21 protein-coding genes are annotated in these 25,518 nt (G+C 34.8%); 11 read left to right on the top strand and 10 right to left on the bottom strand.

The window, feature by feature from the left end; all coding sequences use genetic code 11:
- Positions 1–23: 23 nt before the first annotated feature.
- Entirely contained in the window at positions 24–587 is a 564-nt protein-coding gene (locus H510_RS0102270) for a C40 family peptidase (protein ID WP_026902829.1), read from the bottom strand.
- 232 nt (positions 588–819) lie between these two features.
- Between H510_RS0102270 and pdhA the strand changes: the two genes are divergently transcribed.
- The 6 genes from pdhA to H510_RS0102240 all read left to right on the top strand — a co-directional run bounded on the left by pdhA (position 820) and on the right by H510_RS0102240 (position 7,369).
- Positions 820–1,815 (top strand): pyruvate dehydrogenase (acetyl-transferring) E1 component subunit alpha, encoded by a 996-nt coding sequence (gene pdhA / locus H510_RS0102265; protein ID WP_026902828.1) that lies wholly within the window; start codon positions 820–822, stop codon positions 1,813–1,815.
- 77 nt (positions 1,816–1,892) lie between these two features.
- On the top strand, positions 1,893–3,500 hold the full coding sequence (locus tag H510_RS0102260) for a pyruvate dehydrogenase complex dihydrolipoamide acetyltransferase (protein ID WP_026902827.1): 1,608 nt from the start codon (positions 1,893–1,895) through the stop codon (positions 3,498–3,500).
- 110 nt (positions 3,501–3,610) lie between these two features.
- The gene (locus H510_RS0102255; protein ID WP_026902826.1) at positions 3,611–4,657 is read left to right on the top strand and encodes a sensor histidine kinase; all 1,047 of its coding nucleotides are present in this window, start codon (positions 3,611–3,613) and stop codon (positions 4,655–4,657) included.
- 85 nt (positions 4,658–4,742) lie between these two features.
- Positions 4,743–5,381 (top strand): DUF47 domain-containing protein, encoded by a 639-nt coding sequence (locus H510_RS0102250; RefSeq protein WP_026902825.1) that lies wholly within the window; start codon positions 4,743–4,745, stop codon positions 5,379–5,381.
- 28 nt (positions 5,382–5,409) lie between these two features.
- Positions 5,410–6,420, top strand: coding sequence for an inorganic phosphate transporter (locus H510_RS0102245; RefSeq protein ID WP_026902824.1), 1,011 nt, complete (start codon positions 5,410–5,412; stop codon positions 6,418–6,420).
- A gap of 445 nt (positions 6,421–6,865) precedes the next feature.
- Positions 6,866–7,369: a hypothetical protein gene (locus H510_RS0102240; RefSeq protein ID WP_026902823.1), complete on the top strand. Its 504-nt coding sequence runs from the start codon at positions 6,866–6,868 to the stop codon at positions 7,367–7,369.
- Between the two features lie 696 nt (positions 7,370–8,065).
- On the opposite strand, the gene H510_RS0102230 is transcribed toward H510_RS0102240, so the two are convergent.
- From H510_RS0102230 to ruvX, 8 genes are all read right to left on the bottom strand, one after another.
- Positions 8,066–8,251 carry a hypothetical protein gene (locus H510_RS0102230; protein ID WP_026902821.1) on the bottom strand — a complete coding sequence of 62 codons (186 nt, stop codon included), beginning with the start codon at positions 8,249–8,251 and terminating at the stop codon, positions 8,066–8,068.
- A gap of 99 nt (positions 8,252–8,350) precedes the next feature.
- Positions 8,351–9,697, bottom strand: coding sequence for a signal recognition particle protein (gene ffh / locus H510_RS0102225; RefSeq protein WP_026902820.1), 1,347 nt, complete (start codon positions 9,695–9,697; stop codon positions 8,351–8,353).
- A gap of 409 nt (positions 9,698–10,106) precedes the next feature.
- Positions 10,107–11,108 carry a DUF3078 domain-containing protein gene (locus H510_RS0102215; protein ID WP_026902819.1) on the bottom strand — a complete coding sequence of 334 codons (1,002 nt, stop codon included), beginning with the start codon at positions 11,106–11,108 and terminating at the stop codon, positions 10,107–10,109.
- Between the two features lie 68 nt (positions 11,109–11,176).
- Complete coding sequence (locus tag H510_RS0102210) at positions 11,177–11,497, bottom strand: hypothetical protein (protein ID WP_036691617.1); 321 nt, start codon at positions 11,495–11,497, stop codon at positions 11,177–11,179.
- Between the two features lie 2 nt (positions 11,498–11,499).
- Positions 11,500–12,222, bottom strand: coding sequence for a hypothetical protein (locus tag H510_RS0102205; protein ID WP_036691615.1), 723 nt, complete (start codon positions 12,220–12,222; stop codon positions 11,500–11,502).
- A gap of 42 nt (positions 12,223–12,264) precedes the next feature.
- On the bottom strand, positions 12,265–13,062 hold the full coding sequence (locus H510_RS0102200) for a glucosaminidase domain-containing protein (RefSeq protein WP_245584775.1): 798 nt from the start codon (positions 13,060–13,062) through the stop codon (positions 12,265–12,267).
- A 51-nt stretch (positions 13,063–13,113) separates the two neighbouring features.
- The gene (locus H510_RS0102195) at positions 13,114–13,749 is read right to left on the bottom strand and encodes an O-methyltransferase (RefSeq protein WP_026902815.1); all 636 of its coding nucleotides are present in this window, start codon (positions 13,747–13,749) and stop codon (positions 13,114–13,116) included.
- Between the two features lie 57 nt (positions 13,750–13,806).
- Complete coding sequence (gene ruvX, locus H510_RS0102190) at positions 13,807–14,226, bottom strand: Holliday junction resolvase RuvX (protein ID WP_026902814.1); 420 nt, start codon at positions 14,224–14,226, stop codon at positions 13,807–13,809.
- Positions 14,227–14,443: 217 nt separating this feature from the next.
- Here ruvX and H510_RS0102185 point away from each other — a divergent pair, with 217 nt between their 5' ends.
- From H510_RS0102185 to H510_RS0102170, 4 genes are read left to right on the top strand one after another with little or no spacing between them, the layout of a single operon-like run.
- Positions 14,444–15,589: a DNA polymerase III subunit gene (locus tag H510_RS0102185; RefSeq protein WP_026902813.1), complete on the top strand. Its 1,146-nt coding sequence runs from the start codon at positions 14,444–14,446 to the stop codon at positions 15,587–15,589.
- A 3-nt stretch (positions 15,590–15,592) separates the two neighbouring features.
- Positions 15,593–16,966, top strand: a complete 1,374-nt coding sequence (locus H510_RS0102180) for a PSP1 domain-containing protein (RefSeq protein ID WP_026902812.1) — start codon at positions 15,593–15,595, stop codon at positions 16,964–16,966.
- The gene (locus tag H510_RS0102175) at positions 16,963–17,430 is read left to right on the top strand and encodes a gliding motility lipoprotein GldH (protein ID WP_026902811.1); all 468 of its coding nucleotides are present in this window, start codon (positions 16,963–16,965) and stop codon (positions 17,428–17,430) included. The genes H510_RS0102180 and H510_RS0102175 overlap by 4 nt, the downstream gene beginning before the upstream one ends.
- 12 nt (positions 17,431–17,442) lie before the next feature.
- Positions 17,443–18,231, top strand: coding sequence for a DUF4350 domain-containing protein (locus H510_RS0102170; RefSeq protein ID WP_026902810.1), 789 nt, complete (start codon positions 17,443–17,445; stop codon positions 18,229–18,231).
- Between the two features lie 55 nt (positions 18,232–18,286).
- Here H510_RS0102170 and H510_RS0102165 read toward each other — a convergent pair whose 3' ends face one another.
- Positions 18,287–21,181: a DEAD/DEAH box helicase gene (locus H510_RS0102165; protein WP_026902809.1), complete on the bottom strand. Its 2,895-nt coding sequence runs from the start codon at positions 21,179–21,181 to the stop codon at positions 18,287–18,289.
- Between the two features lie 179 nt (positions 21,182–21,360).
- Between H510_RS0102165 and H510_RS0102160 the strand changes: the two genes are divergently transcribed.
- Positions 21,361–25,491 carry a T9SS C-terminal target domain-containing protein gene (locus H510_RS0102160; RefSeq protein WP_026902808.1) on the top strand — a complete coding sequence of 1,377 codons (4,131 nt, stop codon included), beginning with the start codon at positions 21,361–21,363 and terminating at the stop codon, positions 25,489–25,491.
- The last annotated feature ends 27 nt before the right edge of the window (positions 25,492–25,518 follow it).

Below are 25,518 nucleotides of genomic sequence, written 5' to 3'. Positions count from 1 at the left end.
CTGTTTAGGCAGGATTATCATATTTAGTTTTGCATTTTATCTTTTATTGATTCTAGTAATCTTCCGCCTTTATAAAAGTACCTTTGCCAATAAGGCTCGTTTAAATTACTAATCATTACACCTTTACTAGAAGATGCGTGAGCAAATTTATTATCACCAATATACACACCAACATGGCTAATAGATTTACTTTTAATTTTAAAAAACACCAAATCGCCCTCTTTTAATTCTACCTTACTCACAGGGTTTACCATACTAAAAATATTTCTTGAATTACTTCCAATAATGGTATTAAAAGTTTTCTCATACAATTGGAAAGCAAAACCAGAACAATCTACACCCTTCTTAGTATCTCCACCTAAACGGTAAGGCGTACCCAACCAATCATAAATAAATTGGTACATTTTAGTGTTTGAGGTAGCAGATATAGCTACACCCATTACTTGCGAGAAAAACTGACTTGCTAAGTTATCTGGATCTGAAATTTCTTGTTTGGAGGCGCTATTTGAAGAGGTAGATTTAGAATTTTGGGCATTACTATTTAGCGAAAAAGCGGCTAAAAGTATTAAAATCATGATTTTCTTCATTCAAATATATTTTTTTAGGGTTGAACGTTTGTCTCTAACGACCTTTACAAAATATTATTTTGCAGCGTGACAAAAGTAAGCCTTATCTACTGCCTTTGCAACAATAATACTAAACTTTTAACAAATTTTAACAATAGATATGTAAAATAGTAAAAATTACCACCTTATAGGTTTTTTATTTGTTGATATATTAATAGATTTGCTTTCCCATATTTAATTAGATAAATAACGAATGAGTTCAGTTGCGATAACCAAAGAAACATACCTTTATTGGTATGAATTAATGCTTCTACTAAGAAGGTTCGAAGAAAAAGCAGGGCAATTATACGGGCAGCAAAAGATAAGAGGTTTTTGCCACTTATACATTGGGCAAGAGGCTGTAATAGCCGGTACCATGTCTGCTACCAAAAAAGATGATAGCTTAATAACCGCTTACAGAGATCATGCTCATCCAATTGCAAAAGGAATGTCTCCAAACGCAGCTATGGCAGAGATGTATGGTAAAGCAACCGGCTGTTCTAAAGGAAAAGGTGGTTCTATGCACTTCTTCGATAAAGAAAATAAATTCTATGGAGGTCATGGTATTGTTGGAGGTCAAATTCCATTAGGTGCCGGACTTGCGTTTGCAGAGAAATATTTGGGAACTGATAATGTAAATGTTTGCTATATGGGCGATGGTGCTGTACGCCAAGGCTCATTAAACGAAACATTTAACATGGCTATGCTATGGAAATTACCTGTGATATTTGTTGTTGAGAACAACGGTTATGCAATGGGGACTTCTGTAGCTAGAACATCTAATACTACAGACATCTATAAACTTGGGCTTGGATATGAAATGCCATGTGCTCCAGTGGATGGTATGGACCCTGTTGCGGTACACAACGCAATGGATGAAGCCGTTCAAAGAGCAAGAAGAGGTGAAGGACCAACTTTCTTAGAAATAAGAACATACAGATATAAAGGTCACTCGATGTCTGACCCTCAAAAATATAGAACAAAAGAAGAGGTTGAAGAATATAAAGCTAAAGACCCTATTGAAGTGGTAAAGGCTAAAATTGAAAAAGAAAAATGGGCAGATCAAGCTTGGTTTGATGAAGTTGCCGCTAAAATTAAAAATCAAATAGATGAAGCAGTAAAATTTGCTGAAGAGTCTCCTTGGCCAGACCCATCAGAATTGTTTACTGATGTTTACGCACAGGAAAACTATCCATTTATTAAAGACTAAGATTTTATAACCGGATGTAGGTGATTATCCTATATCCGGTTTCTATTTTAAATAACCGTATTAATACTTAAAATATAATGGCTGAAGCAATAAAAATGCCTAAAATGAGCGATACCATGACTGAAGGGGTATTAGCTAAATGGCATAAGAAAGTTGGTGATAAAATAAAAGCAGGTGATGTAGTTGCAGAAATTGAAACTGATAAAGCAACTATGGATTTTGAATCTTTCCAAGAAGGTACCCTTTTATATATTGGTGTTGAGGAAGGCAATGCCGTTCCTGTTGATGCTCTTATTGCAATCATTGGTGAAGCTGGTGAAGATTATAAATCAGTATTAGAAGGTTCAGGAACTGCGAAAGCCGAAGAGCAAAAAGAAGAAGCCGCTGCCCCTGTAACAGCTGAAGACGAAGATGTTGATGTTTCTGATATACCAGCCGCTGTTATCCGTATGCCACTATTGAGTGATACCATGACAGAGGGCGTTATCAATAAATGGAACTTTAAAGTTGGAGACAAAGTTAAAGCTGATGATTCTTTAGCTGATGTAGAGACTGATAAAGCTACTATGGAAGTAGTGGGTTATGAAGAAGGTACTCTTTTATATATTGGTGTAGAAGAAGGTAAAGCTGCCCAGGTTAATGATATTATTGCTATTGTTGGCAAAGAAGGTACAGATATACAACCTTTACTAAAAGCAGGTAAAGGCGGGGCTGCCAAAAAAGAAAAATCTGCTGAGCCAGCTCAAGCTGCTGCTGAGGCTACAACTTCTGCTCCTGTTAAAGAAGAAGCATCATCATCAGATGATAGCAGAGTTAAAGCTTCTCCTCTAGCAAAAAAATTAGCTCAAGAAAAGGGTATTAGCTTATCAGAAATTAAAGGAAGCGCAGAAGGCGGACGTATCGTTAAAAAAGATGTAGAAGATTATAAACCAGCTGCAAAATCAGAAGGAGCTTCAAAAGAAGCTTCTGCACCACAAGTGGTTATCCCTACTTTTGTTGGCGAAGAGAAATTTACTGAAAAACCAATGTCGCAAATGCGTAAAGTAATTGCGAAACGTTTAGGCGAATCTTTATTTACAGCACCTCACTTCTACTTAACCATCAGTATTGATATGGACGGTGCTATGGCTGCTCGTACGCAAATCAATACCGTAGCGCCAGTAAAAGTATCTTTTAATGATATCGTTATTAAGGCGGTAGCAGTAGCGCTAAAACAACACCCTGCTGTAAATTCTTCTTTCAGAGGAGACAAAATCCGTTTTAACGAGCATACCAATATTGGTGTAGCTATGGCTGTAGAAGATGGTTTATTGGTACCAGTAGTGCGTTTTGCTGATGGTAAAAGCTTATCTCAAATATCAGCAGAGGTTAAAGACTATGCACAAAAAGCAAAAGCCAAAAAATTACAACCATCAGACTGGGAAGGTTCTACTTTCACCGTTTCTAACTTAGGAATGTTTGGTATAGATGAATTTACATCTATCATTAACTCTCCAGACGGAGCTATTTTATCTGTTGGAGCTATACAACAAGTTCCTGTAGTTAAAAATGGCGCTGTTGTTCCAGGAAATGTGATGAAATTAACCCTAGGTTGCGACCATAGGGTAATTGACGGAGCTACCGGAGCCGCTTTCTTACAAACTTTAAAAGGTTTATTAGAAGCGCCTATTAGGTTATTGGCATAATATTTTAACAATCATCTTAAAGCCCTATTCAGTCTCAACTGGATAGGGCTTTCTTTTTATCTTTACCATAATTTAACATATAACCTCTTTAAATTAAGTATCTTGTAGTTATGAAATTGCGCACTTTGGTATTTTTAAATGCACTAGCTGTTGGTGTATCTATAGGTATTGTAAATTATTACTTTCAGCACAGTTGGTATTACTTTGCTATCAGTATGGGGATATCTACCTGTGTAAGTTACCTGGTATTTTATGTGCTCTTAGAAAAATACATTTACTCCAAGATTAAAATCATCTATAAACTTATACATAACTTAAAATTAGGAAAAGACCTTAAAGATGCCTTAGGCGAATATGTAAGTCCGGACCCTATCAATGATGTAGAACAAGAAGTAAAAGAGTGGGCAAGGGATAAGAAAACAGAAATAGATGATTTAAAAAAACAGGAGAAATTTAGGCGAGAATTTTTATCTAATATATCCCATGAGTTTAAAACCCCTTTATTTGCTATAGAGGGCTATGTTGATGCTTTACAGGATGGTGCTTTGGAAGACCCTGAATTGTCTAAGCAATTTTTGAATAAAGTATCCAAAAATGTAGAAAGACTTAGTTTTTTAATCAAAGATTTAAATGAAATATCTAAACTAGAGAGTGGAGATATTCCTATCAATTATCAAAAATTTGATATTACTACCCTCATCAAGGAAGTGATGGAATCTTTAGAGCTAAAAGCACAGAAATATCATATCAGCCTGATTTTTAAAGAAAAATATCAACAGCCAACCTATGTAAACGCGGATAGGGAAAAGATTAGGCAAGTATTGGTAAATCTCATCGATAATTCTTTTAAATATGGCAAAGAGTATGGAAGTACTTCTATCACCATATTTGAGATGCATGAGCAAATACTCATAGAAATTACTGATGATGGTATAGGTATAGAAGAAAAATACCTGCCACGTTTATTTGAACGATTTTACAGAACAGATTCAAGTCGGTCAAGACAAATTGGAGGTTCGGGTTTAGGTTTGGCAATTGTTAAACACATTGTTGAAGCACACCATCAAACAATACATGTAAGAAGTACCACCGGTTTAGGTTCTACTTTTGGTTTTACTTTAGAAAAAGGAAAAGATTCTTTACTTGTTTTTCCATAAATCTGGTGTTAAGGGGAAACCAAAAAATTAACAATTACTTAACATTGGGATGTTAGCTTTGTAGACTAAAGCTACAATACAAGAAATGAACAATATTTTTTCTTATTTCATTCCTAAAGACAGAAAGTTTTTCCCTCTTTTCGAAAAAGCAAGTGCAAACCTTATAGAAATGGCTAATCAACTGGAAGGCCTTGTAAACTCTCCAGAAGCATCCAGAGAGCCTTATTATAAAAGTATAGAAAATTTAGAGCATAAGGGTGATGAAATTACCCATCAAATTTATTTAGAGCTCAGCAAAACCTTTATTACCCCTTTTGATAGAGAAGATATCCATGCCTTAGCTTCTGCTTTAGACGATATTGCTGATTACATACACGGTTCTGCTAACAGAATGTTGCTGTACAACGTTACTGAAATGACAGAGCCTATCAAAAAGCTGGCTGATTTGGTAAAACAAGGTTGTATAGATGTTGAAAAGGCTGTTAAAGAGCTTAAGAATTTAAAAAACATTCGTGTTATTACTGATTCTTGCGTAAGAATCAACAGCATAGAAAATCAAGCAGATTACGTTTTTGATAAAGCAGTAGGAGATCTTTTTGATTACGAAGATGATGCTAAAACCATCATTAAATACAAAGAGGTTTTATCAGCATTAGAAACCGCAACAGATATGTGCGAGGATGTAGCTAATGTACTAGAATCTATATTGGTTAAAAACGCATAAGTTTATTTATTCTTAAACAAATCCCTTAATGGTAACTACACTTCTTGTTATTGTTATTATAATGGCTGTCGTTTTTGACTACATCAATGGTTTTCATGATGCAGCAAACTCTATTGCTACTATAGTTTCAACCAAAGTATTAACGCCTTTTCAGGCTGTGCTTTGGGCAGCAACCTTTAATTTTGCTGCATATTTTTACTTTACAGATCATAAAGTAGCCAATACCATAGCTAAAACAGTTGTAGAAGACTATATCACGCTAGAGGTAATTTTAGCTGGCCTTACTGCCGCAATTGGGTGGAATTTGTTAACTTGGTTTTACGGTATTCCATCTAGTTCATCTCATACCCTTATAGGTGGTTTTGCTGGGGCTGGTATAGCACACTCTTTAATTTTAGGCGATGGTATATTACAAGCCATTAACATCTCTCCTATATTAAAAACAGTTTCTTTCATTGTGTTAGCACCCCTTATAGGTGCTACTATATCCATCATCATTACTTTAATTATCATCAATATAGCCCGTTATGCCCGACCTGCAACCGCAGAAAGATGGTTTAAAAGGCTCCAATTAGCATCTTCAGCAGCGTTAAGTTTTGCTCATGGTGGTAATGATGCTCAAAAGGTTATGGGTATCATTTATGTATCTTTAGTTGCCAGCAGCGTTTTGCAAAACGGAGACACCATGCCAGAATGGATTCCTATTGTATGTTATGCAGCTATAGCTTTAGGTACCATGAGTGGTGGATGGAAAATTGTGAAAACTATGGGAACAAAAATCACCAAAGTTAATGCTTTAGAAGGTGTAAGTGCCGAAACTGCTGGTGCTTTAACTTTAGGTATTACCGAGCATTTTGGTATCCCGGTATCTACTACCCATACTATTACAGGTTCTATTATTGGTGTCGGTATTACCAAAAGTTTCTCTGCCGTAAAATGGGGAGTTACTTACAGTTTAATATGGGCTTGGGTTTTAACCATTCCAGTTTCTGCAACTTTAGCAGGCTTGGTATATGCCATTATCCATTATGTGTTTTAATAAGTATATTTTCTAAATATTAGAAAAGGAAGTAGGCTTAAACTTACTTCCTTTTTTTATGACCTTAGCTGTTGTGCTTCTTTGATACTGTTATTCATATCATGATGATTAGAGCCTTCCGCTCACAAGATTGATTGATTAAGCCTTCCGCCTTCTGCTTTAGGCTTTCTCCCTTCTGCTTTCAGCCTTCTGCTTTCCGCCTCCCTACCATGTTCGAGACTTCTTCGGGAAATGGCCCTGTTTTTCCGAAGGTGTTACGAAGAAGCCTCGGAGAAGTACCGAAGGAGACGTGGATAAAACGTGGATAAAAGGTGGGGTATAGGTGGGCTATACGTGGACTTGTATTAATAAAGTTTTGTATTTTAAATTATTTGTTTACTTTAGGTTAATCGAACTTATTGAAAATACAAATCATCATCATTAATATTTTGAAAAGCATAATGTAATGAAACTATCTAAATTTCTTATAATTACTATTTTACTAACTTTTAACATAAGCTTAAGTTGGGGTCAATGCGCTTTTAATACTTCGACTATTTATTATCAAAAGAAAAAGCTTGTTAGCTTATATCGTGAATTGATGAGAGAAGCCCTTTCCATAAAAGTATTAAATTACGATGAATTTCCTATTATAAGTCCTCATAAACTTACAAACGGAGAAGCTACATTGGTATACAAACTAGACGGCAACAGTGAAGTGAAAGAAGTACTCATCACTCAATTTGAAACATATAGTAAATTTAAAGACAAGATAAATGTTCAAGATTATATAATTTTTGTTGATGGAGATAAAGTTGGGTTCAACTATACTGACGTAAAAGGCAGTGAAATTAGTAGTATTTCTAAAGAAATTATTTTACACATCCTCGAACATGAACTAAAGAATAGAAAATTTTCTATTATTAAACCAAATGAAAAAAACTTAAAATATTTGCGTGTTAGTTTTTAAAATTTATAAATGCACATTGCCCCTCAATGGCTCAATGAGGCGTAAGGTAAGCGGACAAAGGCTTCTTGTGCCTTATAAAGCAGAAACTTTGACATATTGCGCTAAATGAAAGAAATTACAAGGCACAAGTATCCAATACATAGGCTTAGGCTACATACTTTGCGCCATTTGGGCGTCATTTAGTTTTGAATATAATAATGCATAATAGAGTATATATCCTTTCATTTTAGAGATTTAACCATGGTGCCAAATTTTCTTTTGTAATGCTATCTATTTTTTATTTGCGCTAAAGGTGGTGTTTTGCGAAATTCATGTCAATAGCCAGAGCCTATTTTGCCGGCTTTTGCCGTCAGTTGCCGCCATTTGCTGGCTTTTGCCAGTCTTTTTGCACACTTGTTCGAGACCTCTTCGAGACTTGTTCGGGAAATAGGGGTGTTTTCCCGAAGAAGACTCGAACAAGTCTGGGAGGAGATTCCTTGTCTTGTTCTGAAAAGACAGTACAGATTTCAACCTCAGACCCAGACAGTCGGCAGTTGAATACCCGAAACAATATTACAGAGGTTGCTTATAATGTACAGGCAACAGTTGATAGCAAATATAATCTAGCGATAGATTTTAAAGTAGCCAATCAGAATGATAGTAAAGCCAAATCCTAAATGAAAGTGAAAAAACAAGCTATTGTGCACAATATAGCCTTCATTCGGTTTTTTTTTTCTTCTTAAATGTCAGATAAATAGATACTATAAATACCAGTAAGTAAAGTATACCTAATGCTGTTTTTCTAAATGTAAAAGTATTAAAATCAAACTCACGATATAATGCTAATCCTAATGTAAAAGCAATCATTGCAAAAAAGAAGTTAAAGCCAATTTTATTTTTCATGTCAAATCGATATTTACCTTAAAGATTTAGGATAGCTAAGGGAGTGGCTTAAAGTTATCTTTTTACCTGCTACTCAGTACTTTTTACTTTAATCAGTATTTACCTACCCATGCCACCAGGCATATTCTTCATCATTTTTTGCATTTTAGACATAGCCGATGGATCTGAGAATTGTTTCATAACCTTACGCATATCCTCAAACTGCTTAATTAATTTATTTACCTCAGTAATATCATTACCAGAACCTTTTGCAATTCTTATTCTTCTGCTTTGGTTAATCGCATCTGGGTTTTCACGTTCGTAAGGTGTCATAGAAGTAATAATAGATTCTATACCTTTAAAAGCATTATCATCTATATCCACATTTTTCATCATTTTGCCAACGCCTGGTATCATGCCCATCAAATCTTTAATGTTACCCATTTTTTTGATTTGTTGTATTTGGCCTAAGAAATCATTAAAATCAAATTTATTTTTTCTGATTTTCTTTTGTAGTGCTGCCGCCTCTTTCTCATCAAACTGCTGTTGTGCTCTTTCTACTAAAGATACCACATCTCCCATACCTAGGATACGAGACGCCATCCTATCTGGATAGAAAACATCCAAGGCATCCATCTTCTCGCCTGTACCAACAAATTTAATAGGTTTGTTTACGACAGATTTGATAGAAAGTGCCGCTCCACCACGGGTATCACCATCTAATTTAGTTAATACAACGCCGGTAAAATCTAAACGCTCATTAAATACCTTAGCGGTGTTTACGGCATCTTGCCCGGTCATGGCATCAACTACAAAAAGTATTTCTTGCGGGTTGGTTGCTTTTTTAACTTCAGCAATTTCATCCATCAAGGCATCGTCTAAAGTTAAACGACCAGCCGTATCTATGATGATTACATTATTGCCGTTTTTCTTACCATGTGCAATACCTTCTAAGGCAATAGCTACTGGGTCTTTAGATTCACGATTGGTATAAACCTCAGCATTAACCTGTCCTGCTAACACTTCTAATTGGTCTATAGCGGCTGGCCTGTAAACATCGCCGGCAACCAATAATGGTTTTTTATTTTTTTGTGTTTTAAGGAAATTCGCAAGCTTTCCGGTAAAGGTAGTTTTACCCGCACCGTTTAGTCCGGCAATTAAGATTACCGTTGGATTTGTTTTTAAATCAAGCTCTGTAACCTGACCACCCATGAGGTTAGTCAGTTCATCATTCATGATTTTGGTTAGTAACTGGCCAGGCGAAATAGCCGTTAATACATTTTGCCCTAAGGCTTTTTGTTTAACCTCATCCGTAAATGATTTTGCAGTTTTATAGTTAACATCGGCATCTAAAAGAGCTTTTCTTATCTCTTTCATGGTTTCTGCCACGTTAATTTCGGTAATGCTTCCTTGTCCTTTTAAGACTTTGAAAGCGCCTTCCAGCTTCTCCTGTAGATTGTCAAACATTGCTAACCTTTTTTAATTTTTGGATTACAAAGTTATCATTTTGAGGATAAAAAGCTGTTTGATTTTACAATCTTTTATGTTGCATAAAAAAGAAAATTATTTTTAAAATATTTGTAACAAACTTGATTGTTTCATCGTCTTATAAGTGTTCATCAATAGTTGGATAAGACAAAGAAGCTAAGTTAAACTTAACTAAAATTAATGTTAAAATTTGTTAAAAATATTGCAAAAGGTGCTTGGCAAAGACCTTTTTTTATTATTTTTACGATTATAAATCGACAAAATCCGTTTCAAAAAAATATAAACTTGTTTGCAAGTTAAAAAGTCTTTATTTCACCCTGCAAATTTGAAATAGAGTTAGTTAGTTAGTGTTATGCAGAATTAATGCCCCGGAACGTGGGGCATTTTTTTATGGTTTAAATTTATAAACTAAACCCAACGCTAATGACTGGCTGGATTGTATCTCGCTACTAAAATCATCATCATATAGGGCTGTACCGGCTACGGTAACATTCACTAACCTGTTAACTTTAGCTGTAAGGGTAATGTCTAACCTTTGGTCAATATTATTAAGATGCTCATAAGAGGCAAATAATAGGTATCTTGATTTAAGATTGATGTTTGTAGCTATTTCTTTCTCAAAATTCATAACTGCTTGGAAAGCCAGCTCGTTTCTAAAGTTTTTACCAATAGGAACACCAAAGTTTTTTGCGTTATTTCTGTATAAAGTAGTATCTAACATAAATGTTTGGCGGGCAGTACCTGTACCTAAACGTAAGCTAAAGTATTTTTCGGGCTTATACTCAAAACCAAAAGATTCTGTTAAATAGCCGGGCGACATAAATCTAGAAATTGGTTTACGAATTTCATTACCTTGCGCATCTTTACTATACACATAACCTAAATCAAACTGAGACTCAAAACTTAAAGAACCAAAGAAATTCCAGTTTTGAGAAATTCTTAAAGAAGCCTTATTATCCCAAAAAATACGATCGTTTGTTTTCCTTTGCATTTGGTCTTTATTTTTGAGCTTGCCATATTGTAATATCACTTCAGAAATAAAGTTTTTACCATCTTTATTATACTCTGCCTTATAATTTAACAAAGTACTTAATGAGATAGAATTTACCCCGCCACTACTCCAATTATCGCTAAAAGCAGCTTGATTTAAATTTAAACCAAAAGAGCCTGTACTTTTCCAATAATTTACCTTCCTGTTTACCAGATAAAAAGGTAAATCTTGTTTTTTGATATAGAAAAAAGGTAATCTGCTTACCAGCATATTTTTTTTAGGATAAATAGGCGAAACTTTTATAGTATCTGTTTCAAAATCAAGCAGTTGTGCGGTTGTGCTCATGCAAAATGAAATAGTAGCTAATACGGTAATGATACCAATTTTGATAAACTTCATACCACAAAGAACGTAATTTTGATAATTATATTAAGTTATAAAGCTTTTTTTGACAGGAAACTCTCTTTTTAAAGGTATAAAAAAGCTAAGAACCTTCGCCTTTTCAGGTAGTTTAAATCCTTATCGTATTTATAAGCCTCTTGCTCAAAAATAATTTGAAAATAAGCTTTTTGATGCTGGCGGTAATAAAGCAAATTGATAAGGTAATGGATGATATAAAAGAAGTAAAAAGGCAGAATAAGCAGTTCTATCTGTTGTTTAAAATGAATTAATTCATGATTGATGAGTTGCTGATTACTCAAGTTATGCTTTTCTTTAACCAAAATAAAAGGATATAAAGCCATGCCGTTTACATGAAGCCAGGGGCAATATATGGTTTTATACCACATGGTTATTCTACTTGAATAGGTTTTAAGTTAGATAAATCTTCTAAGTGTGGATATTTTTGAAAGCGTATATAAGCTATTTTGATGTAAGAAATTAAATCATATTCTGATGCGCCTAAAACAAAAAAGTAAGAAGGCCTATAGTTGAGCATAAAAACCTCTAATTTCCCCCCTCTTAAACCTGTAGTTTTGGTAACTAAGGATTTAGTAAAACGTTCATCAATAAAATTATTGACATAATCTCGTTCCATAATTTCTTGTAATCTTCTGGCATTTTTACCTTCTCTGGAAAATGCGCTCCATAAAGCATCAATACTTAAACCTGCTCCACCTTGGTTGCCTATGGCAATTATATCTTTATTATTTCCTATTCTATTAAGGCTATTAAATTGCTTTCTTAATTCTTCAAAACGTTTTCTAGCACTTATAACCGAGTCTTGTATTAAAACTTCTGCTAAGGGAATGGCTAGCCTTTTAAGATTGAAAATAAGGACTGCTTGCGATGGGTTAAATATTAAAGTATCTGGTTTATACCCAAATAAAGATGCGGTTATTATATCTCCAGCTGATAGATTGAGTTTAAACTCACCTTTAGAATTATTAAAAATAGAAGTGGCAGTTGTAAGGTTAGTGATTTTTACTCGGGTGAGTCTAAATTTAGTATCGCTATCAAATACAATACCTTCTGCCTCTATACCTTGTGCTAAAGAGCCTTTTACAAATAGCATAAAGCTAAAAATTAAGATAAAAGTTACTCTCAACATCTATGTCTATTTCTTTATAATAAGGCTTTGGCCAATTTTAATATGGTTATCGCTTAAGTTATTCAGTGCCATTAAATCATCAACCGTAAGTCCAAAACGTTTAGAAATATTGTATAGTGTATCTCCTGTTTGCACTACATATTTATTGCCTTCTATTAAAACAGGGGCATTAGTAGTTTTTTCTTTACTAGCTTCTTTAGGGATATTTTTGTTGATATCTGCTAAAACGCGATCCTCTCTTTTAATTTTCTCGTATCGTCCTTCTGGGCTATCATATTGCGTAAGGTTATAACGCTCTATAATACCAATTAAAAGCTGTGGATATTTTGGGTTGGTAGCATATCCTGCTTGTTTTAAGCCGTAAGCCCAGCCTTGGTAATCGTTTTTATCCAACTCAAATAATGGTGCATAACGTTTACGCTTTAAAAATTCAGAATGGTCTTTAAAACTTTCTTCGGGGTTGTTGTAAACCCTAAAGCAATCGTCTTTTTTATCGTCATCCTTATAATAACCTTTGCCTTTCCAATCACTGGTACATTTTATACCAAAATGGTTATTGGCATATTTAGCTAAATCACTATTTCCAGTGCCCGATTCTAATATAGCTTGTGCTAGGGTGATACTAGCTGGTATGCCATACTTATTCATAGATGAAATAGCAATATTTTTAAACCTTTCTATATAAGTAGCCGCATTATAATTGGTGTAGTTACCCTGAGTTTTCTTATCAGCCGTTTTTTCTATTTGCTTATTTTGTTTGTGATAGCTTTGCGTTTTAGGAGAACAAGCCTGAAAAAAAATCATTGAAAAACAAACAAATAATAAAGCACAATAAAGGTTAAATCTTTTCATTTTCTATTTCTTTCTGATGATAAATAAGCCATCTCTAACAGGTAAAATCAATTTTTCAACGCGTTGGTCTTTAGCTATTTCATCATTAAAATTAATAATATTGCTGGTATCTTTATCTTCTTTTTGTGCCACTACTTTACCGCTCCATAAAACATTATCAACAATAATTAATCCGCCGGGTTTTACTTGGTTAAAAACCAAGTGATAGTAGTTGAGGTTGTTTTTCTTATCTGCATCAATAAATACCATATCAAAAGTTTCTTTTAGCGTAGGAACGATTTCCATAGCATTACCAATACGATAATCTATTTTATCCGCGTAAACAGATTGTGCAAAATAGCCTCTTACCCTATCCTCTAATTCTTCGTTAATATCTATAGTGATAATTTTACCACCTTCTGCCAAACCCTCAGCAAAGCATAACGTAGCATAGCCTGTAAAAGTGCCAATCTCTAATATATTTTTAGGATTTACCAATTTTGTTAATAGGCTAATTACCCTACCTTGGTAGTGGCCAGATACCATCCTAGGCATCAAAACTTTTAAATTAGTTTCCCTATCAATATGCTTTAAGAGTTCGGGTTCTGGCTCGCAATACTGCTCTAAGTAAAGCTTTAAGGTTTCATGAAGAAGTTCCATGGGGCTAATTTAAGTATTTATGATGGCTTCCTTGATTTGTTGCTTTGAGAAGAGCTCTTAAAAAAGAGATTTTTGCTCCATGTAAGATTGTAAAATAATGGTAGCAGAAATCGTATCAACCAAAGCTTTGTTATGTTTGGCTTTCTTGCTCATACCGCTTTGGGCAATTACAGCCGAAGCCATTTTAGAAGTAAAACGCTCGTCTACCATTTCTACTTTAATATCAGGATAGTTCTTTTTCAAGAGGTTTACAAAAGCATTTACCAATGGTGCAGATTGCGATGCGCTACCATCCATTTGTTTAGGTTGGCCAACAATAAAAGCCTCTACTTGCTCTGTTTGCAAATAGGTTTTCAAAAAACTGATAATGTCTTTTGGATGTATGGTAGTTAAGCCATTAGCAATCATTTGCATGGGGTCTGTAACGGCTATTCCTAAACGTTTACTTCCATAATCAAAAGCCATTAATCTTGCCATTCCTAAAGTATTTGAGTATTTAGTATCAAGTATCAAGACTTCTTAGCACATTTCAAAATACTTTATCTTAAGTAATGATTTCGAAGGTTAGTTTAATTTTTAAATTGAGATCTTTAATACCTGATATTAGGGTCTTTCTACTCAGTACTTTATACTTTTTACCCTCTTCTTTAAACTTTATACTTTATACTTCTTACCAATTTCTTATTTTGCAGCAATGCAGTTTAAAGATATTGTAGGACAAGAAACAGTTAAGGCTCATCTGATAAAAACAGTTAAAGATGGCAGGATAAGTCATGCTCAATTATTTTTAGGTCCGGAGGGCTCCGGAAGCTTGGCTTTAGCGGTTGCTTATGCGCAATATATTTGTTGTGAGCAGCCTTTAGAAAACGATTCTTGTGGCGAATGTTCATCATGTAGAAAGTACCAAAAGCTGGTTCACCCAGATTTACATTTTTCTTATCCATTTTTTGCAAAGCATAAAGAAGATACTGCCCTTACTTTTGTGGAAGAGTGGCGAGCTAGCTTTTTGCAAAATCCTTATTTGGGATTAGATGAATGGCGTAACCATTTAAGTGCCGATAATAAACAAGCCAATATTAATATTGCCGAGTGCCACAGCATCATCCAAAAGTTAAGTTTAAAGCCTTTTGAGGCCGAGTATAAGGTTTTAATTATGTGGCTGCCCGAGTATCTGGAGAAAGAAGGTAACGCTTTACTCAAGATTATTGAAGAGCCTGCACAAAAAACCTTGTTTTTGTTGGTAGCCCAAAATCAGGAGCAAATTTTAAATACCATCATCTCAAGAACACAAATTGTTAAGATACCGAAGCAAAGCAATGCAGATGTTTGCAAATTTTTAGTAGAAAAACATCAGTTAAGCGAGGAAAAAGCCATGCAACTAGCCTACTTAAGCAATGGAAACTTGCAAGCAGCGTTAACTTTCATGACGCATGAAGAGAATGATTATCATGATTTGTTGAGCAATTGGTTAAGGGCCTGCTATGGTAACCAGGGTTTAAAATTGGTTGCTTTTGTTGATGATGATTTTTCTAAGATGGGCCGAGAGAATCAGAAGAATTTACTGCGTTATGGCATTAATTTAACGCGAGAGTGCATGCTATTTTTAGCAGAAACACCAGGTTTAATACATTTATCTGCAAAAGAATTAGAATTTATTAGTAATTTTTCGAAAATTTTAAACCTTGCAAAAGCAGAAGCTATTGCAAACGAGTTAGAAAAAGCTCATTATCATATAGAAAGAAATGCAAATCCGAAGATATTATTTTTAGATGTATCTTTGAATTTGGTTAAAATATTAAAGTTTAATACGCTCCCTACGGGGACTCAATATATATTATAAATTATGGGATGTGGAAGTTGCTCTTCAGGCGGAGGATGTACGCCTAGTGGCTGCAAAAGTAATGGCTCTTGTTTAACAGATGGGGGTTGCAGCAAATTAGATGTTTACGATTGGCTTTCCGATATGGATATGCCATCTTCATATAAACCTTTTAACTATGTTGAGGTTAGATTTAAAGGCTCTAGAAAAGATTTTTATCGTAATGATGAAAATATTTATCTGGAGGCGGGTGAGCTGATAGCGGTTGAAACCGCTACCGGAGGCTATGATATTGGCCATGTTACCCTTACCGGAGAATTGGTAAGAATACAAATGAACAGAAAAAGGGTTACCGAAGAAAAAGCACCTTTAAAAATCTTAAGAAAAGCTACACCGCAAGATGTAGACAAATGGAAAAGCGCAAAAGAGCGTGAATATGAAACCATGCATAAAGCCAGAACTATTGCTTTAGAATTGGGTTTAGCCATGAAACTTTCTGATGTAGAATATCAAGGAGATAAATCAAAAGCTACTTTCTTTTACACTGCTGATGGTAGGGTAGATTTTAGAGAGTTGATTAAAAAATTAGCAGAATCTTTTAGGGTAAGGATTGAAATGCGCCAAATTGGTATGCGCCAAGAAGCCAGCAGATTAGGCGGTATTGGTTCATGCGGAAGAGAGCTTTGCTGCTCTACCTGGTTAACAGATTTTAAAACTGTTTCTACCGCTGCTGCTCGTTACCAAAACTTATCTTTAAATACCTTAAAACTAGCCGGACAGTGCGGCAAACTAAAATGTTGCCTTAACTACGAGCTTGATTCTTACATGGATGCTTTAAAGCATATCCCAGATAATGTAGAAAAATTACGTACCGAAAAAGGCGAAGCCCGTTTGCAAAAAACCGATATCTTTAAGAAACTGATGTGGTTTAGCTATTACGGTGAAGATAATACTTGGATTCCTTTAGCTATTGATAGGGTTAAGGAAATTCAGGAAATGAATAAAAAAGGTTTAAAACCTGATGACTTAAAAGACCATGCCGCTGTTTTAGAAGAATTGGTTAAAACCGAAAAATCTTTTGATTATGAAAACGTTGTTGGGCAAGATAGCTTAACCAGGTTAGACGAAAAATCTAAAAATAGAAAGAAAAATAATCGTAACAAATCAAAAAACAGAAATCAAAATGGCGGTCCTGAAACTAGAAATAACACTCAGCAAAATCCTCAAGCTCAAGTAAAACAAAACACGCCTGCAACACCACAGCAAGCTAAGCCGCAGCAGACAGCGCAGCCTAAGGTGCAAGAGCCAGGAGTAGCAGGAGAAAATAAACCTAAAAAGAATAAATTTAAAAAAAGGAGAAATCCTAACCAAGATAAAAAGCCAGATCAACAAGGATGAAAAACTGTTTAAAAGGCCTTATCATACTTTTAGTATGGTTTATGCAAGCTTGCACAGACCATGCTATTATTGATACTTTTGAAGCTACTAAAAACGGAAATTGGTCTTATGATAAACCTTTAAGAGCACAAGTTGATATTCAGGATATCAATACGCCATATCATATTTATATTAATTTTAGGCATACAGATGATTATAAATATGCTAATGTTTGGGTGCGGGTAAGCGTTACCAACCCTGACCAACAAAAAAACGTTCAGAGAGAAGAGTTTCAACTAGCTAAACCAGATGGCGAGTGGCTAGGCAAAGGCTCTGGAAATTTGTATACCTATCAGCTTATTTTTAAAGAAAATTATCGTTTCCCTAAAAAGGGGAAATACAGTTTTGTTATAGAACAAAACATGAGAGATAACCCATTAAAAGCCGTTTCTGACATTGGCTTAAGAATAGAACCTGCACATTAAAAAAAATCCATCATGAATAAAATCATTTTAGCCTGCTTATTTGTTTTTTTAGCGATTACCGTTACCGCCCAAGACAAGAAAACCGTTACTTTAGATTATTTCTACAATAATGAATACCAAACCAAAGATGGTAAAACCAATCGTTTTCATTACACCTGGGAAGATAAAGCGATGGCAGGCTACTCTAAATGGGGAGAAATGTTTAAACAACAAGGCGCTGCTCTTAAAAGCTTAACTGTTGCACCCACTAAAGAAAATTTAGCTGGTACTGATGTTTATATCATTACAGATCCTGATACTAAAAAGGAAACAGCAAAACCTAATTTTGTTGATAAAGATGCCATAAAAGCAATAAAAAAATGGGTTAAAGCTGGCGGTACTTTGGTTTTATTAGCTAATGACTCTGTCAATTGCGAACTTCCACATTTTAATAAACTAGCCAATGTATTTGGTATAAATTTTAATGATAAAATAAGAAATGCGGTGGAGAAAGATTTATCTGTAGGCTTAATTGTGCCAGAAGCAGGTAATGAAATTTTTAAAACAGCTAAGAATTTATTCCTTAAAGGAATATCAACCATCAGCGTAAGCAAAAATGCAAAAGCTTTAATTACCGATAAAGGCGATGTTATTATGGCAACTGCCAGATACGGAAAAGGTAAAGTATTTGCTGCCGGCGACCCTTGGATTTATAACGAGTATATTGATAACGATATCCTAAACACTTACAAAGGAAATACCATCGTTTTTGAAAATAACAAAGCTGCAGAAGAGTTAACAACTTGGTTGTTGTTAGACTAAAATTAGTCTATAAGGGGTTTAAAGCAGAGGTTTTGTAATACGGACTCTGCTTTTTTTACCCTACAATTTCTTTAATATCCTCTTCTGATAAAGATTTGATGAAGCTTTCTTCTGTCGTAATTAAAGATTGTGCTACGCTAAGTTTTCTATTTTGTAGGGCTATAATTTTCTCCTCTACTGTATCTCTGGTGATAAATTTATAGATGAAAACATTTTTTGTTTGGCCAATACGGTGTGTACGGTCTATGGCTTGTTGTTCTACAGCGGGGTTCCACCATGGGTCTAGGATAAAAACATAATCAGCTTCGGTTAAATTTAAACCAACGCCACCAGCTTTTATAGAAATTAAGAATATTTGGATGTCTTGGTCTTGTTTAAACTCTTCTACTACTTTTCCTCGGTTAGCGGTAGAGCCATCTAAATAAGAGTATTTTACCTTCTTATCATTAAAATATTGCTTGTAAAGTTCTAGTTGTTTTACAAATTGCGAGAATACCAATACTTTATGGCCAGCTTCTACAACGCTGTTTAATTTATGGATAACATCTTTAAACTTACCAGCTTCGCCTTCATAATCTCCATCAACCAAAGCCGGATGATTAGCTATTTGCCTTAGTTTGGTAAGGCCCTGTAAAATTTGTATGGGCGATTTTGAGAAAGTTCCATCTTCTAAAGATTTCATCAGTTCGTTACGGTATTCTGATTTTGTTTTCTCATAAAAATCGGCCTGTTCCGCAGTCATTTCGCTATAAAACAAACTTTCTGTTTTTGGTGGGAGCTCTGTAGCTACTTGCTCTTTGGTACGGCGCATCACAAAAGGTTTTATCAAAACCTGAAGCTTTTGTGCTTTTTCCTCGTCTTTCTTTTTCTCTATAGGTTGCACAAACTCTTGCTGAAAAAACGTTTGAGAGCCTAATAAACCTGGGTTTATGAAAGACATCTGCGTCCATAAATCGTTAACCGTATTTTCTACCGGTGTACCAGAAAGTATAAGTTTATATTTTGATTTGAGTTGCTTAACCGCTTTAAAAGATTTTGACGATGGGTTTTTGATGTTCTGACTTTCATCTAAAATAATATAGTTGAAATACATCTCTTTAATCACATCAACATCTAAACGGCTGATACCGTACGTTGTTATCACCAAATCGTACCGACTAAAAATACTGATGTCTTTATCTCTGTTGGTGCCCGTATGCGTACAAATTTTAAGTTGCGGTGTAAAGCGTTTTGCTTCGTTAATCCAGTTATAAATTAAAGAAGTGGGCATAATTAATAAAGAAGTAGTATGTATGCCTAAAGCTTCTTGCTCTTCTTTAGCTTTTTGTAATAAAGCTAAAGTTTGTACCGTTTTACCCAAGCCCATATCATCAGCCAGGCAGCCACCAAAATTATATTTCTGTAAAAAATGGAACCAGTTATAGCCAGCTTTTTGATAAGGTCTTAAAGTACCTTTAAAATTTGTGGGCTCGGTAACTTCTTCAATAAACTCAAAGTCGGCAAGGCGTTGTAGTTTTCTATCCATGGTAACACTGGCCAAATCGCTGTTAGCAAAATCATGAACCAAACCTACATGTAGTTTTTTAAGTCTTAAGCTGTCTGTACCATCCGTAAAGGAAAGTAAATTTCCATATTGCGAAAACCATTTTTCAGGGATGATAGCAATCTCACCATTAGGTAAAGTAAACTCTCTTTTTTTATTAAGGATATGATTTCTAAGCTGAATAAAAGGGATTTTATAAATACCAAATTGCACAATAGCGTTAATATCAAACCAATCATTCTTTTCCTGAATCTCTAAATCTATTTTACTATTACCAATCACATATTTCTTGGCGCTACTATCTTGCTCAAACTCAAAACCCTTAGCTACAAGGTCTTCATGATGCTCGCTTATCCAATCAAAAACAGAAAAAGATAAATCGGTTTCATCATGCTGATGCGCTACTTGTAAATGCACAAAAAGGTTGCTATTGGTTTTAAGGCCTAAAGCTAAAAGCTCGTCTAACTTATTTTTCTCCCATGATAAAGAGCGTTTAATACGATGAAAGATATAATCATCGTCTATTTTCTCCATCCTTACGGTAACTTGTCTATCGCTACCGGCAGCAAAAACATAATCAGCATATTTAAAATAAAGTTGTATTTCTGATACGCCTTCTGGCACATAAACCACTTTAAGAATAGGTTTAGCATCGTATTTCTCTGTATTGATGGTAAAGCCTTCTGCATAAACATGGTATTTTTCTATCAGTGGGGCAACAAATTTCTCGAAATAAGTAGTTTCTGATGATTTTGGTATAGAGATATATCTTTTATTAAGGAAAGGCTGTAATTTTTTACCTTCCAAACCTTGGTCAAAATGATACAACATATTATCCAACAACAACAAAGCTGGCTGGTTGGTGATAACCTGTGCATCTTTAAACATAAAATCAATCCTTAAACCCTGATATTTGATGGTTGGGAAATAGCGGGTTTCAGTCTCGTTTCGTCTAAAATGAAAAAGGATAGTTGCAGCTTCATCTGCTAAGTGCAATTGCTTCTCAACAGGCCAACCTTCTTTGCCCATCAAGTAAATTTCTTTATCGCGGATAAGCGCCAAAGCTTCTGTAAGTTTCTTTTCTATTTTTGGACGTACGGTATCACTAAATTTATCATCCCAATTTTTAGCAAAAAACTCTAAAGGTCTAATGGTTTTTTTATAATACTTTTTGATGATGTTATTTTGCTCAATTTCCTCAAGTAGCTTAATCAGTCTAACATCAGTAGCATCAATAATATGCAAAAACTCATTAGCTGTATTAGAAAAAATACGTTGGTAAGTAAGAGAGAAACCTCCGTTTTGGTTCAATTGTACAACATGAGGCTCTATTAAAAAGCCTAAAAAATCATGTTTGGCTAATGAATAAACCAACTTGCAGGGCTTATCGCTTTCTACTCTTAACATTTTGGTATCGGATAAAAATATTGGTAAGGTAGCATCAGAAAAAATTCTAAATTATAAAGAGATTTTGGCATTAAGAAATAAATAATTTTTTATGCTAAATTGCTGTACTATTACAAAAAATAGCTTAAACCAATTAAACCATAATTAGTCTTACTTTATAGAGGGATTTTATCCAAGAGATGAACCATTTTAAACGCGTATTGTATTTATACAGTGTATTGTTTTTTATTGTTACAGGAAATGCTATGGCTCAAAATTCATCTAATAGAGGGATAGATTTTTGGGTAGCTTATGCAGGGCATATAGATGGATTAGGCTCTAGATTAACACTTTTTATTACCTCGCAGAACAAAGCAATAGTAAATATAAATGCTGGAGGAGTTAACTTGCCTCCGGTAACGGTTTTGGCTAATCAAGCCGTTCCGGTTTATATAGACCCAAATATTTATAATAATACCTATGTTGGAGGTTCTGATATTGTGTATCAAGACCGAGGGATTCATGTAACATCTGATGTTCCTATTGTTTTATATTCGCATATTTCTAGAAGTGCTAGGTCTGCTGCAACATTGGTTTTACCCACCAAAGCTTTAGGTAATGAATATATTGCTATGGCTTATGACCAAGTACCTGTTAGCAATAACAATTTTAGAGTTTCGCAGTTTACTTTGGTTGGTGTAGAAGATAGCACACAAATAGAAATCTCACCAGTTGCTACAGTTTATAATAGCAACAGAGTTGGAACAACGCCATTTCAAGTAAGGTTAGATAAAGGTGATATTTACCAATACCAATCAACAACGGATGTAACTGGTGTTAGGATAAAAACAATTGGTAATTGTAAGCCTGTGGCAGCTTTTTCTGGAAGTACGCAAAACGGCTTCTGTACAAATAATGCAGGTACTACGCAAGATAATCTCTATCAGCAACTTTTCCCTATATCAGCTTGGGGTAAAAATTATGTAACTGCACCATTTTATAATGCTCAAAATGGTGCGCAAGATATCATTAGAATTTTTGTAAATGAGGATAATACTGAGGTTTCCGTAAATGGTTCGACCACCCAAGTGGGTAATATCCAATTACAAAACCCGTATGCAAAAGGTAGTATTATAACCTTTTACGGTAGTACAGCTTTTGTAATTAAAGGTTCTAAACCTATTAGTGTGGCGCAATTACAAGTCTCACAGTCTTGTAACCCTAATAATACCGGTACAGTAAGGTTCCCAGGAGATCCAGAAATGACAATTTTAAATCCGGTTGAGCAAACGCTATCTGATATTACCTTATACTCGGCAGTAAGCGTACCAGTGGTTGCCCCAACAAATATTATAGCCCATTATATAAATATCATTCTTAAAACTGTAGATGTACCAAGTTTAAGGGTAGATAATGCTATACCTAATGGCAGTTTTGTAACTATTGATAATGAGTATAGTTATATCACCGTAGACGTTACAAGTTCATCTGCTACAAACCCTGCCCACCGTATAGTTTGTAGTGGAGGTTTTGTAGCTATAGCCTATGGTTATGGAAATATAGAATCTTATGCTTATCTAGCTGGCTCTGATTTAAAAAATTTAAACGCCAATATTTCCTTTTTTCCTAAGGGAAGTTCAAATGCAACATCTAATTTATGTATCGGGGAAGATTATCAAGTTCAACTTAAACTCCCCTATCAAACCAATAAAATTATTTGGGATTTTAAGAATGGCTTAAAAAGAGATACTATATTCTCAGTTACACCATCGCAAATTGAAACAGTAAACGGCATTACCAGTTATTTCTATGATTATCAAATAAACGCTAGTGAAATTACTACTAGTGGTATGTATAATTTAAAAGCTACGGTATTAAACCCTGCGCCAGCTAGCTGTAGTGCAGAGGAGGAAATAGCAACCGAGTTTGAAGTTTTTAACCCTCCTATGGCATCCTTTATTTACAACAATAAACTTTGTCCAGAATCAACAATTGATTTTACACCTATAACTGATGGCAGAGGAAATACTGTAAATAAATGGCTTTGGGATTTTGGTGATGGTAATATTTCTACCTTACAAAATCCAAATCATGCTTATGCTACGCCAGGAGATAAGATAGTATCCTTATCTGTAGCTGTTGATAAAGGTTGTTGGTCGGAAGTTTTTAAAGATACCATCAGCATCAACCCATTTCCTAATCCCGATTTTAATTTTTCTAGTACAGCATGTGTAAATAAAGAAATTCAGTTTTCTGATATTTCTACAGCAACAGAGCAAACCATAACTTCATGGTCGTGGAATTTTGGCGACGGTAATACCTCCACTTTACAAAACCCCAAACACGTGTTTACTACTGTAGGAGATTTTACAGTAACGCTTACTATAACTACAAATAACGCTTGTACAAAAGCCATCAGTAAAGTTATCAAGATAAACCCTTTACCCATTACCGATTTTATAACACCTGATTTTTGTTTGAATGATGCTATAGCAACATTTATCAACACAAGTACCATTGCTGATAATAGTAACATGTCTTACGTTTGGGATTTTGGCGACCCTACCTCGGGCTCTTTAAATACATCAATACAAAAAGATGGCGTACATAACTACAGTGCGCAAGGTGTTTATCGGGTAAAATTAACGGCTACTTCTACAATTACGGGCTGCCAAACGGTTTTGGAAAAGGATTTTATAGTAAATGGGAGTACACCCCTAGCCAGATTTAATGTCTTAAATGAAAATAACTTATGTATTAACCAAGAAGTAATTATTGAAGATTTAGCTTCAGTAGATTTTGGCGAAATAACAAAAATAGAGTGGTATTGGGATTATGATCAAAACCCAGCATTAAAATTAGTTGATGAGTCTCCGGAACTAAGAAATACCTCTTTAAAAAGACAATACCGTTTTAATTATCCTATTTTTCATACTCCTCTTACAAAGCAAGTTAAAATAAGAATGGTAGTTTATTCTGGTATTTCTTGCTCTAGTTATTTAGATAAAATCATCACGCTTAAAGCGGTTCCTCAAGTAAATTTTACACTTCCTTCTACTTGCTTACCTCAAGGCAAAGCTACTTTTACCAATAATACCACCATAAACGGAGTAGATGATCCGGCGATAACTTACGTGTGGAATTTTGGAGATGGAAACACATCCACACAAAAAAATCCTATTCACCCATATACAGCAGCAGGTAATTATGAAGTGATATTAACAGCAACTTTTAATGGTTGTAGTAAATCAGACACATTAAATTTTAATGTGATAGCAGCCATACCTGAGGTGAATTTTGAAGTGTTAAACGTTCATAATTTATGCAGTAACCAACCTGTTATACTTAAAGATTTATCAACCATAAGTTTTGGTAGCATTACTAAAATAGAATGGTTTTTTAATGAAACGTCAGGATCCAGTAATCCAAATTATTATCAGGTGGTAAATGCTCCGGTTTCTGGTGCCGAGTATAGTTTTATCTTCCCGCTTTTTCATAGCCCGCTTACAAAAATTATAACCGCAAAGCTCAAAGTCTATTCTGAAACTTGTGTTTCAGAGAAAATTATGAGTATTACACTTAAAGCGGTTCCTCAAATTTCTTTTACACCAATACCAGAAGTTTGTCAAGAGCAAGCTAATTTTAGGATTACGCAAGCAAGAGAGCTTAGTGGTTTCACAGGTAGCGCAACTTTTACAGGAAGAGGCGTTACTGCTGACGGAATGTTCTCGCCATCATCGGCTGGTCCTGGCGAACATCAGATTACTTATACTTTTACAGGGGTTAATGGTTGTATAGAGGTTTTAAGCCAAAGCATAAAAGTTAATCCGACGCCTATCATCAGCGCAGGCGAAAATCAAACAATATTAATTGGCGGTAATGCAATCTTAAATGCTGTTGCTTCTGGAGAAGGTTTAACTTATAGCTGGTCTCCGGCTACAGGTCTTAGTAATCCTTCAGTATTAAACCCAGTTGCTAATCCTACAGATGATATAACTTACACCTTAACGGTTAATAGTGCTACAGGATGTGTTGCTACAGATGATGTATTTGTTAAAGTTTTGCAAAAGCCTGAAATCCCAAATGTTTTTACCCCTAATGGGGATGGTACAAACGATAGATGGGAGATTAAATACTTAGACAGCTATCCATCTGTAAATGTAAATGTTTACAATAGATACGGAAAAGTTGTCTATCAAAGTGATAACTACAACCAAGCTTGGGATGGTAGATTTAATGGGGAAGATCTACCAGTTGGCGCTTATTATTACATCATAACCATTGAAGAACGAAATTTAAAATATTCTGGGTCGGTTATGATTGTAAGGTAGTGCAAAGGAAAGGAAGAAGATATTGTA

This window comes from Pedobacter glucosidilyticus DSM 23534, assembly GCF_000425145.1.
Classification (GTDB): Bacteria; Bacteroidota; Bacteroidia; order Sphingobacteriales; family Sphingobacteriaceae; genus Pseudopedobacter; species Pseudopedobacter glucosidilyticus.
The sequence above is the reverse complement of the archived record's forward strand: the minus strand, read 5'-3'. Positions and strand labels throughout refer to the sequence as shown.

Bases quoted from the DNA above. Each gene is read 5' to 3' on its own strand.
- H510_RS0102270 (WP_026902829.1), bottom strand. From the start codon at position 587: ATGAAGAAAATCATGATTTTAATACTTTTAGCCGCTTTTTCGCTAAAT.
- pdhA (WP_026902828.1), top strand. From the start codon at position 820: ATGAGTTCAGTTGCGATAACCAAAGAAACATACCTTTATTGGTATGAA.
- H510_RS0102260 (WP_026902827.1), top strand. From the start codon at position 1,893: ATGGCTGAAGCAATAAAAATGCCTAAAATGAGCGATACCATGACTGAA.
- H510_RS0102255 (WP_026902826.1), top strand. From the start codon at position 3,611: ATGAAATTGCGCACTTTGGTATTTTTAAATGCACTAGCTGTTGGTGTA.
- H510_RS0102250 (WP_026902825.1), top strand. From the start codon at position 4,743: ATGAACAATATTTTTTCTTATTTCATTCCTAAAGACAGAAAGTTTTTC.
- H510_RS0102245 (WP_026902824.1), top strand. From the start codon at position 5,410: ATGGTAACTACACTTCTTGTTATTGTTATTATAATGGCTGTCGTTTTT.
- H510_RS0102240 (WP_026902823.1), top strand. From the start codon at position 6,866: ATGAAACTATCTAAATTTCTTATAATTACTATTTTACTAACTTTTAAC.
- H510_RS0102230 (WP_026902821.1), bottom strand. From the start codon at position 8,251: ATGAAAAATAAAATTGGCTTTAACTTCTTTTTTGCAATGATTGCTTTT.
- ffh (WP_026902820.1), bottom strand. From the start codon at position 9,697: ATGTTTGACAATCTACAGGAGAAGCTGGAAGGCGCTTTCAAAGTCTTA.
- H510_RS0102215 (WP_026902819.1), bottom strand. From the start codon at position 11,108: ATGAAGTTTATCAAAATTGGTATCATTACCGTATTAGCTACTATTTCA.
- H510_RS0102210 (WP_036691617.1), bottom strand. From the start codon at position 11,497: ATGTGGTATAAAACCATATATTGCCCCTGGCTTCATGTAAACGGCATG.
- H510_RS0102205 (WP_036691615.1), bottom strand. From the start codon at position 12,222: ATGCTATTTGTAAAAGGCTCTTTAGCACAAGGTATAGAGGCAGAAGGT.
- H510_RS0102200 (WP_245584775.1), bottom strand. From the start codon at position 13,062: ATGATTTTTTTTCAGGCTTGTTCTCCTAAAACGCAAAGCTATCACAAA.
- H510_RS0102195 (WP_026902815.1), bottom strand. From the start codon at position 13,749: ATGGAACTTCTTCATGAAACCTTAAAGCTTTACTTAGAGCAGTATTGC.
- ruvX (WP_026902814.1), bottom strand. From the start codon at position 14,226: ATGGCAAGATTAATGGCTTTTGATTATGGAAGTAAACGTTTAGGAATA.
- H510_RS0102185 (WP_026902813.1), top strand. From the start codon at position 14,444: ATGCAGTTTAAAGATATTGTAGGACAAGAAACAGTTAAGGCTCATCTG.
- H510_RS0102180 (WP_026902812.1), top strand. From the start codon at position 15,593: ATGGGATGTGGAAGTTGCTCTTCAGGCGGAGGATGTACGCCTAGTGGC.
- H510_RS0102175 (WP_026902811.1), top strand. From the start codon at position 16,963: ATGAAAAACTGTTTAAAAGGCCTTATCATACTTTTAGTATGGTTTATG.
- H510_RS0102170 (WP_026902810.1), top strand. From the start codon at position 17,443: ATGAATAAAATCATTTTAGCCTGCTTATTTGTTTTTTTAGCGATTACC.
- H510_RS0102165 (WP_026902809.1), bottom strand. From the start codon at position 21,181: ATGTTAAGAGTAGAAAGCGATAAGCCCTGCAAGTTGGTTTATTCATTA.
- H510_RS0102160 (WP_026902808.1), top strand. From the start codon at position 21,361: ATGAACCATTTTAAACGCGTATTGTATTTATACAGTGTATTGTTTTTT.